Raw genomic sequence first — 9615 nt, forward strand, 5'->3', positions numbered from 1 at the left:
GAGGCCATCCAGGCCGCAGACGGTGCGGCCGGCGACCATCCCGCCACCCGACCACCGCACACCGTCCAGGTACCCACTCATTGCGTGCGAAACGATAAGGGCGAGGCAGCAGTTGCTGCCTCGCCCTCTCGAGTCCCACCAGGCGCTACTCACTCGTGTCGGTGATCCCGAGCTCGTTGCACAAATCCTCAGCGAGCTTCCGGAGTGTCAGGGCTTCCTGTCGGGCACGGGCGGCATCTGTCTTCATCAACGAACGAATCGACGCCCCGACGACCTCAGCTGCCTTGCTGACATCATCAGGCGAATCGCCCGCCCGCGGCGACCCGACGGAACTGCCTGTGGTAGTTGTGGCGGTCAGCATCATCGGCTCACCAAAGCCAAGGAAACGGGCCGCTTCCTTGAGTGACTTCTCCGTGATCTTCCCCTTACGAAGCGCCTCCTCCCAGGTTCGACGGACCGCCTCATCGCCATGCCGCTCCTGAACTGGCACAAGAGCCCGCAGGTGCTTCTCGGCCATCTCCATACTGGTGACGTGCTCAAGAGCACGAACCACGGGCATGGAGCGGATGATCTTGTTTGCGTAGTTCCGGCCGATGTTGAACCGATGCTTGACGAGGACGTCAAAGTCAGTCCATCCCAGGGCCTTCCACAGCTCCTCTTCCCTCATAGCCAGCAAGATCTGGCCCTGGACGATGACTCGCTGCTGCGTGGACTGCTGGATATTGGCTCGTGCCGCGTACTCCGCTCCAGCGAATACCCGGGCGTAGTGCTCCAATCGCTCCTGAGGGTCGTCGCTCGTCGGAGCGCTGAAGGTCGGCATCTCCACGAAGCCGGCAGCGTTACGGTCTCGCGGAAGGTGAACCAACCCTTCCTCAGACAAGTCCAACTCCTGGCTCGGCTCAGTCAGCGCCTCAGAACCCGCCTGCTCAGGGATAGCAGAGATTGCCACCGCCGAGCTCTCGTCCTTGTCGGTGGAATCAGTAGACGGCGACTCAGCTGAAGCATCACCCGAATCAGCACCCTGGCCAGCGCCAGACAGGACACTCAGCGTCGTCCCATCGGCCTCGCTCGGTGCGTTGACGGCCGCGGATTCACTAGACCCGTTGCTGTCCTCCGAAGTGGAGGACAACGCTTCGCCAGCCCCTGCCGCCTGGCGGGCCTCCCACTCAGCCTTGATCTCTGCCCGCGAGCGGACGGGGGGGACCGCGCTCTGCGCGTCGCTGACGACCTCGGTGCCCTTGGGGAGCGTTGCCGGACGGTACTTACTCATGCAGCGAGCTCCTTCGCGAGACGACGCAGCGTCTCCGCTTGAATGCAGTCGGGTGCGTACTGAAAGAGGGGCACCTCGTAGTCGGAGGACTCACGTCCCTCAATGGAGTCCTTCAGTTCAGCAAGGACGCTCGGAGCCGTGAGGGTGTGCCACTCGTCGTAGAAGCCCCGTGTGACAACTCCCTTGCGGGCGTCATAGGCGTTCACGATGAACCCGAGCTGGTCAACCTCGATCTGCATATTGGCGCAGGTCGTGCGGATCTGTCGGTTCAACAGGTTGTACGCGCGGAAAGAAGACTTGTCCGACCAGACCGGGATCAGGATTCCCGAGTGATCAACAAGCTCGCCAGCCCGACGCTGCACGAAGTCAATCGCAAGATCCATGCCCAGCCCCAGGTTCGGGGGACCGTCCAGGACGATGACGTCGTAGTCCTGCTCGATGGGCTCAAGCGCTCGCCGCAGACAGGTGTCGCGCCCAGCCCGCATGGTGGCCAGTTCTGCATCCATCAGGAACGCGTCCTCATGCGCCGGCAGTATGTGCAACCTGCCATCGAACATGGGGGTGTCTGGACGATCGTCGTGGTCCAGGCGAACCTCTTCCAGCGCGATGATCGACCGCCGGAGGTGTTGGGTCGCCCTGCCGAGCATGTGCGTGAGGAGGCTGTCGCCACCAGTCGGAAGGTCAGCGACTCGCATCCTTGCCGAGAGGTGCGCCTGGGGGTCGTAGTCAACCAACAGAACCCGAAGACCCATCTCGGCGAAAGCCTGTGCAAGGCCGCCGGCAATGAAGGTCTTTCCGACCCCACCCTTCTGGTTGCCGACGAGGATGCGCTTCACCGGCTGGCGAAGGAGAGGGGAGGCCAGCGGCGGGTGCCGCTCCAACCAGTTGCGGATGACCTGCGCCATGCCCTGGACCTTAGTGATCGCCCGGCTCTCGCACTCGACCTCGAATCGGGCAACGCCCCCGCTGGGGACATACGAGGCCCATGATTTGGCTCCCCTGATGTCCTCAACCGCGGGAGAGTTCGCGTTGTCGTACCACAACGACAACGCATGGGTCACGGCATCGGAGACGTTCAGGCCACGCTCTGCTGCCCGGATCTTCAGATCTCTTCGCATCTCGGGCATCACGTTGGCGATGAGCTTCTCGCTCGTGTCGCTGTTCACTGTGCTCATGGAGGGCAACTTATCAGTTGCTGACTTGTCAGTCGCGCACCTTCGGCGTGTCGCAAAGCAGCAGCCAATTTGATCAGCCAAGGCCGCACTTCCGGAAAAATTCGCAGCCGGGAATCAATGAATCAGATCCGATTTCACTGGCTCAAATATCGAGGGATTCATCAAAACTCTTCTGGAACTTAGTTGGAAAATTTCCAAGGATCACTCAATTCTGTCGTCGATTTTACCGCTGAAACTTTCCTCGGATCTCATGATTCCCTCGGAGAACCGCAGGCCAAATTGCCCTTTGGGAGAGCACTTTTACGGGTCGCGAGTTCTCCCCTACGGGCCGACTCGCCACAGATCGGCCAGGCCAACAGTGCAGGTCAGATGGTGTATCGTCGCGTGCGCAGTAGGCACTACCGGATATTCCAATGCGCGTCGTGCCGAGCTCTTGATGAAATTCGAATTGGTAGATCTGGCGCGCTGACCCGTTAATTCCTATGTCTCGGCGTTGCCACCTGTGGCGGCCTGAAAAGACTCGCTCGTCGCCCTGAGCCAGATCGCTGAGACTTAGCGGAGGCATGGTTGCGCGGGGCAGTGCACAGCGTCCAGGCATGGCGCTATCGGCAGATGCAGAGGGGCGCAAGTGCTTTGTATCGCCGTGTGGAGAATCCAGGTCCAGCGGTCCTCCCGTCCTCTGGGCCCACCGCTCACGCGCAGCTGCCCGGGGGCCTGACATGAGCAAGAGTGCGACTGACAACTCAGTTCGAGTTGCTCTAGCCTCGCTGGGGCTGACCTCACGAACGCGTGCCCGGCTGAGTGCGGCCGTCCGGCACCTGACGAGCCTCACCGCTGCTCGCGCCGTTCGGGACACAGCGCGAGCTGGAGCTGTGGTGCTGTTCGCCAAGTCCAGCCAGGGCTCCGCGGTAGTCAGCATTCGGGCCCGCGAGCTGGGCCGCTGGGTCGGCGTGTCGGAGTCGACGGTGGATCACGTGGTGCTTCCGCAGTTGCGGGAGCTCGGGTTGATCGAGTCTGAGGTCGTTGTCGATGAGGCCGGGCAGACCCTCGGCCTCCGCTGCACGGTGGTGCCAGCCCGACAGGCGCATGCCGCGGGAGACCGACGTCACCCCCTCGCGTTGACCAAGCCCGAGTTGGCGACGTTGCTGAGGCTGTGTGAGGTGCTCTTCGCTCCAGGGTGGGGGAGCGACTTGGCCGGTGCTGGGCTGCTGGCTGACGTGACCGGTCGGGCTGCGGCGACCGATCGGCTGGCTCTTCTTCTGATGGTTCTTCAGTGCCGGCCGGACGGGCGTGTCCGCTTGGTCGGAGGGTCGGTGCCGGCTCGTCGTGGTCGTGCCGCGGCGACGGTCGCGCGCGCGCTGGGGTGTTCCGTGTCGGGTGGTGGCAAGGTGCTGGGGCGCCTTGGCGAGCGCGGTCTTGTTGAGGTTCTGCGGGAGCCGACGGCGTCTGGTCTGCGGTCGTCGACCCGGCTGCTGATCCCCCTGGTGGCTGAGGCTCATGGGAGGTCGGTGCGCAGGCCGGCGCCGCGGGCTCGGACCAGGTCGCGGCGAAGCGCGGTCGGGCTGGGTGATCAGCCTGGGGGAGTGGCCGAGATCGCCCGCCCTGCTACTGCACCCGGTGATCTTGGTCAGGGTTCGGATGCTGCCGGTCTTGGTGCGCCTGGGGTTCAGAGCCCGCCGGCGGCTGAGGTCACTGTGGTTCCAGAGCACCCCGGTGGTGCCCTCCTTCACGCGGCCCACGCTCAGGTGGTTTCTCTCTCTGGTGATAGTGACTGGTGTGTTGGGTGTTCCGGCGAAGCCGCTGCCGGGTGCTGTGATCAGCCGGAGCGCGCGGGTGCGTGCGAGGACCGGGCCGAGGGCCGTGACGGCGCGGAGCCCGGTGCAGCCGGTGCCGGCATCGCTGGCCCGCTTCGCGGGGAACACCAGGGATCAGCGAGCGGGCCGGGGATGTCGGGCGTGCAGCCTGTGGCCGGAGCTGGGAACCAGCGGGTGCCTGCGACGTTCGCGGGCGTCCGGGTACGGCTTCCGATGGGCTGGGAGCGGCTGCTGGAGCCGGTGGAGTTCCTGTGGGCCCGGATCGGTCGCGGTGGGGCTCGTGCCCGGGTTCGGACCGCGGTGGGCCAGGCCCTGACGGAGCTCGCCGGCGTGTTCGGGGAGGTTGCCCCGCGGCTGCTGCGTGAGCGGCTGGAGGCACGTCTCGCGTCGCAGGGCTCGGCTCCGATCGTGGATCCGGTCGGCTGGATGATCGGCCGCGGGCTGCGGCGGCGCTCGGCGTGCTACGACCAGCGCTGTGACGACGGCCGCCGGATGGACACCGGCGCCTCGTGCGAGGCCTGCGTGCTCCTGGTGGAGGACGCCCGGGCGCTGCGAGCGCTCATCGCCCGTCAGGTCGCTCAGGGCCTGGATCCGGCTCGCGTTGGTGAGCTAGGCCGGCTGACCGAGCTGCGTCTGCACGAGGTCGTCCAGGCGCGGGCCGAGGCTCAGGTGCTGGCGCGTGAGCGGGCTGTGCGTGAGCGTGAGCGCCAGGCTGAGGCGGCGGCGGAGCGCCGCGCGTTGGTGGAGCGGGGCCGACTGGCAGCGGCCGAGCGGCCGTGTGCGGACTGCGGGCTGGAGCTCTCGGGCGGGTTGTGCTCGGCGTGCGGCTACCAGCGGGCCGAGGACGCGGCCGTGGACCAGGCGGTGCTCGTCACGGTGGCCGGACTGCTGGATCCGACCGAGGCCTCTCGGATCGGCCCGGTGGCGCAGCGGGTGCGGGCCCGGGTCGAAGGCGCGGTTGCGGCGGAGCAGGCCCGGCTGCTGGCGGGCGGGGCGTGCGATCCGGTGTTCGTGGCGCTGGCGCGGCAGTTCGAGGCCGAGGCGGTGTTGGAGCGCTCACGGCAGGAGGCGCTCGAGCGGCTGGCAGCCAGTGTGGAGGCATTGGAGGAGGCCGGGCGGGTGCGGGCCGCCGAGCTGGCCCGTGGTGTTCGGGCCGAGGCGGCGGAGCGGGCGGCGCAGCGCGCACGGGGCCGGGCGGCGGAGTACCTGTTGGGCGCTCGCCTGGAGCGGCTGCGTGAGGGTGAGCGCTCCTTCGGCGAGGTGGCCGAGGTGGGGTCGTGGCGTGAGCGGCTGGCTGTGCTGGCGGAGCGGCCGCTGTCGTCGGAGCTGGCCGGGGCCGGGGCGGTGGTCCGGTGAGCAGGAGGCGCGGGAGCGGTCGCGGTGGGCCGGTCGGGGTCGAGGCGGCGGTGCCGGGTGCGGGGCGGCGGTTGCGGGAGTGGGTGGAGCAGCGCCCGGGCTTGTCACGGCGGGCGAAGGCGTTGCTGCTGCACGGGGACCGGGCGGGGCGCTACGAGGGCCGCAACGGTGCCGAGGGCGGGTACCGGATGACGATGGCGCTGGCGGTGGCGTGCAGTCAGCCGGGCCGGGAGTGGACGCCGGCGCAGTTCCACGAGGCCCTGGTTCTGCGGCCGACGGCCGGCGGGTCGTGGGCGCGGGCGGTGCGCCGGCTGCAGGGGGAGGCATACCTGGAGACCAAGCTGGGGGAGATGCTCGCCAAGGCGCGGCGCTTCGTGGGTGCGAGCGAGGCGATCACCTGCCGGGCCGACGCTCTGGTGCAGCTGGCCGAGATCCGGGCCGCGGTGGAGAACCGGCCGTGGGAGTGGGCGGGGACTGCCGGGGGCACGGACCTGAAGAACGTGCTGGCGCGCCTGTCGCGGGCGCAGCGGTCCGGCGGGCCTGAGCACGAGGCCTCGGTGCGGCCGCTGGCTGAGGAGGCCGGGTGCTCCCGGTCGGGGCTGGAGGACAGCAACGACCGGTTGGTGAAGAGGGGCTGGCTGGTGAAGCTGCCGCGGACCGGTGCGAGCGGTCGGTGGCTGATCCGGATCCCTCCCGAAACTGCGCCGGTGGAGTGTGCGCGCCCGGGACAGGAGGCAGCTGCAGGGGCGAGGGGGGCAGGGACTGTCCCGACCGCGCACGGTGAGGTGGCCCGGTTCGACAGCCGGGTGGTGGCCGAGGTGATGCGCGAGGACGCTTTCCACCTGTGGGCCCACGGTGCCTCGGGGGCCCGGATCCTGGCGTGCCTGGATCCGGTGGAGGGCGTGGACGTGGCCGGCCTGGTGCGGGTGCTGGGGCTTCACCGCACCACCGTGAACCGCCGCCTGGCCGCGCTGGTCGAGGACGGGCTGGCGGTCGTCGCCGACGGCCTGGTCTACCTGCCACGGGAGTTCGCGTCCGCCGCCGGTGCCCGGCCCGGCGCGGAGCGCCTGGCCGAAGTCGCCCAGGCGCGGGGGACCGCTGGCCTGGGGGAGCGCCGCCGTGCCCGGCATGCCCGGGAACGGGAGATGTACCGGAGGTGGGTGGTGGAGCGGGAACTGCGCGCGGAGCAGAACCGTCGCCCGGACCGGCCGCCGCTGGCCCTGGTGCCCGAGGGCGTGGTCGACCCGGCCACCGGCGAGCTGGTGGACGAGCGCTGGCGGGGCTGGGACACCAGCGATCCCTGCCGGCCGGTGTGGCGCGGCGACGAGGGGCAGGCGGCGTGAACCGGCAGCCACCCGGAGCTTCGGCGCGCTCCTACATGTCGAGGGCGATGGCCAGGAGCGCCCCGCCGAACATGAAGGGTCCGAACGAGAGGTCGTCGCGGCGGCCCCGGCGCAGCACCAGCAGCAGCACGGCCGCGTACAGGCCGACGAGGAAGATCGCTGCCGCGCTGCCGTGCACGAAGACCTTCCATCCGTACCAGGCCAGGATCGCTCCGATGGTCGGCGCGAGCTTGGCGTCCCCGAGCCCGAGCGGAGTGGCGATCGCCATCGCCAGGTACAGCGCGCCGAGCACCACCGCGCCTACCGCCGCCCGCAGGAGCGGAGCGGCCGTCTGCGAGGTGAGCGACAGCACGGCCAGGAGCACCGCCGTGCCGACGGCAGTGGTGGCGGTCAGCGGGTCGGGCAGCCGGTGGACCAGGGCGTCGACGACCGCCAGCGCGGTGCCGCATGCCGCCAGCCACAGGGCCGGCCACAGGGCGGGGCCGATGCCCAGCACGGCGACCAGCGCGGTGAACGCGAGCGCCGCCAGCACCTCCGGCACCAGGGCCGGAGCGCCCGGTCGTGCCCCGCAGCCGCACCGCCCCCGCGGTGACAGCGCCGGCCCCGACCGCCAGGACAACGGCGTGCCGCATCCCCTGCACGCGCTGGCCCAGGGCTGGTCGGCCGGGACCGCGAAGCGCGCGATCGCGGGGCGCAGGCCCCACCCGGCCGCGGCGCCGGCCACAGCGGCGGTGACGAGGGCGGTGGAGGAGGCCATCAGTGGTTCTCCCTGCTCGGGACTGGCGGTCGGGTGTACGAACGGTATCTGCCGGTGCCGCCCTGTTGGCCTGGGGCCCCGGCTGTACCGAGCGGCAGAGTACATACACTGCTCCCCTCGAAACGTTCACACGACCGAGGTCCGAACAAAATGACCGGGCCGAACGTCACACGGTGGGACAGAATCCGGCCTCTAGGTCATGAAGGGGCGCCACGGCGCCCGACAGACCAGGGGAACGGGGGAGACGGCCGTGGGAGCGCTAGGAGCGGGTGCCCGTCACCACGACGAGCACCAGGACCGACCGGCGATCGAGCACGCCACGTCCGCAGCGGGGGCCGGCCCGCGTACCAGCGGACGCAACAGGGGAGGGCCCGACATGTCGTCGTCAGCCGTCGCATGGACAAAGGGTCGCAAGGCCACGCTGGGCGTCATTGGCGTCGGTGCCACCATCATCGCGGGCATCGGCTTCTGGGGCTCCTATCAGTCCGTCAAGGAACTCGCGCGCGAGAAGGGCTTCGGCAACTTCGCACCCGCCTTCCCGATCGGCATCGACGTCGGCATCGTCGTCCTGCTCGCCTTCGACCTTTTCCTCACCTCGATCCGGCTCGGCTCCCCGTGGCTGCGCTACGTCGCCTGGGTTCTCACCGGCGCCACCATCGTCTTCAACGCCGCAGCAGCCTGGCCCGACCTCCTCGGCTCGGCCATGCACGGCGCGATCCCGCTCCTGTTCATCGCGGTCGTCGAAGCATGCCGCGGCGCGCTTGCGAAGATCAACAAGCTGGCCGACCGCCGCCGCCTCGACTCCATCCGCCTGCCCCGCTGGGTCATCGCGCCCCGCTCCACCTTCCGCATCTGGCGCCGCATGGTCCTGTGGGAGATCCCCGACTTCCAGACCGCGCTGCGCCTGGACCAGCAGGCCCAGCTGCTGCGGATGGAGCTGCGCGACGAGCACGGACCCCGATGGCGCCGCCTGGCCGGCCGTGACGCCCTGAAGCCGCTGCGCGCCCTGCGCGCCGGGGTGCCGATCGACGCCGAGGCGCTGGCCGCACCCGTGATCGGCATCCCCCGGACGCCTCCTCTCAACAAACCTGATCCGGCCCCTGCCCTGGAGCGCCTCCCCGAACCCGCCCCCGCAGCACCGACGATCACCGCGCAAGAGCCCGCTCCGGCCACCCCGGAGCCGCCCGCGGACCCGGCCGAGCTTCCCACCACCGCCATCGAGGTTCCTGCCGCCACGGCCGCGGCGGGCATGCCGAGGGTCGACCCACTGCCCCACATCAACCTGCCGACCCCGCCGGCCCCGCCGACCGCCGACACCGTGGTGCGAGCTCCGGTCGCTCCGGTCGCTGCTCCCATCGCCCCGGAAGCCGACGGGCACGCCTGGGCCACAGCCGCACCTGCCCCTGACGTGCACCCGAAGCCCGACCCGGCCCCGCTGCCGGAAGCAGCCGGACGCGAGCTGGAGCAGAACAGTCCGGCAGCAGCTCCGGTCGCTGCTCACCACCCCGAGCCCGTCCGGCAGCCGGAGGGGCCGGGCCGCGAGCCGGAGCCGGTTCGGGAGGCCGAGGCGGCCGATGAGGCCCACCTCGTCGCGACGGGGCCGGACGCAGACCCGGCTCTGTTCGACCCGGGTGCCGAGCCGAGCGAGGACCAGCAGAAGCGCGCCGAACGCATCTACCTGGAGTGCAAGAGGGAGGGCAGGAAACTCTCCGGAGCCGATCTCGCCCGCCAGGCCGGCTACAGCCCGGCCCACGGCCGGCGCCTGCTCAGGCAGTTCGTCGAACAGCACGGCGCGATCGAGGTCAGTGCTACCCAGGACGAACTGACCGAGGACGGCGCCGACCTCGAGCCGGTGCTTCGCTGAGACCTGGGCTGTTCCCGGAATCCGGGCATGTGAGGA

Annotated in this window: 6 protein-coding genes; 3 read left to right on the forward strand and 3 right to left on the reverse strand. The window is 69.7% G+C overall.

Annotated features, from left to right (window positions below; all coding sequences use genetic code 11):
- Positions 1-145 precede the first annotated feature (145 nt).
- Both BI06_RS00850 and BI06_RS00855 read right to left on the reverse strand, forming a co-directional pair.
- The gene (locus BI06_RS00850) at positions 146-1270 is read right to left on the reverse strand and encodes a hypothetical protein (protein ID WP_043463734.1); all 1125 of its coding nucleotides are present in this window, start codon (positions 1268-1270) and stop codon (positions 146-148) included.
- Positions 1267-2445, reverse strand: a complete 1179-nt coding sequence (locus BI06_RS00855; RefSeq protein WP_233289966.1) for a ParA family protein — start codon at positions 2443-2445, stop codon at positions 1267-1269. The genes BI06_RS00850 and BI06_RS00855 overlap by 4 nt, the downstream gene beginning before the upstream one ends.
- 2027 nt (positions 2446-4472) lie before the next feature.
- On the opposite strand from BI06_RS00855, the gene BI06_RS00860 reads away from it, so the two are divergent.
- Both BI06_RS00860 and BI06_RS00865 read left to right on the forward strand, forming a co-directional pair.
- Positions 4473-5615, forward strand: coding sequence for a hypothetical protein (locus tag BI06_RS00860; RefSeq protein WP_149030207.1), 1143 nt, complete (start codon positions 4473-4475; stop codon positions 5613-5615).
- Between the two features lie 101 nt (positions 5616-5716).
- Positions 5717-6958, forward strand: a complete 1242-nt coding sequence (locus tag BI06_RS00865) for a hypothetical protein (RefSeq protein WP_158516358.1) — start codon at positions 5717-5719, stop codon at positions 6956-6958.
- Positions 6959-6989: 31 nt separating this feature from the next.
- On the opposite strand, the gene BI06_RS00870 is transcribed toward BI06_RS00865, so the two are convergent.
- Positions 6990-7715: a prepilin peptidase gene (locus tag BI06_RS00870; RefSeq protein ID WP_043463739.1), complete on the reverse strand. Its 726-nt coding sequence runs from the start codon at positions 7713-7715 to the stop codon at positions 6990-6992.
- A gap of 376 nt (positions 7716-8091) precedes the next feature.
- Between BI06_RS00870 and BI06_RS00875 the strand changes: the two genes are divergently transcribed.
- The gene (locus BI06_RS00875; RefSeq protein WP_051740065.1) at positions 8092-9579 is read left to right on the forward strand and encodes a DUF2637 domain-containing protein; all 1488 of its coding nucleotides are present in this window, start codon (positions 8092-8094) and stop codon (positions 9577-9579) included.
- The last annotated feature ends 36 nt before the right edge of the window (positions 9580-9615 follow it).

Source organism: Kitasatospora sp. MBT66 (assembly GCF_000710405.2).
Taxonomy (GTDB): domain Bacteria; phylum Actinomycetota; class Actinomycetes; order Streptomycetales; family Streptomycetaceae; genus Kitasatospora; species Kitasatospora purpeofusca.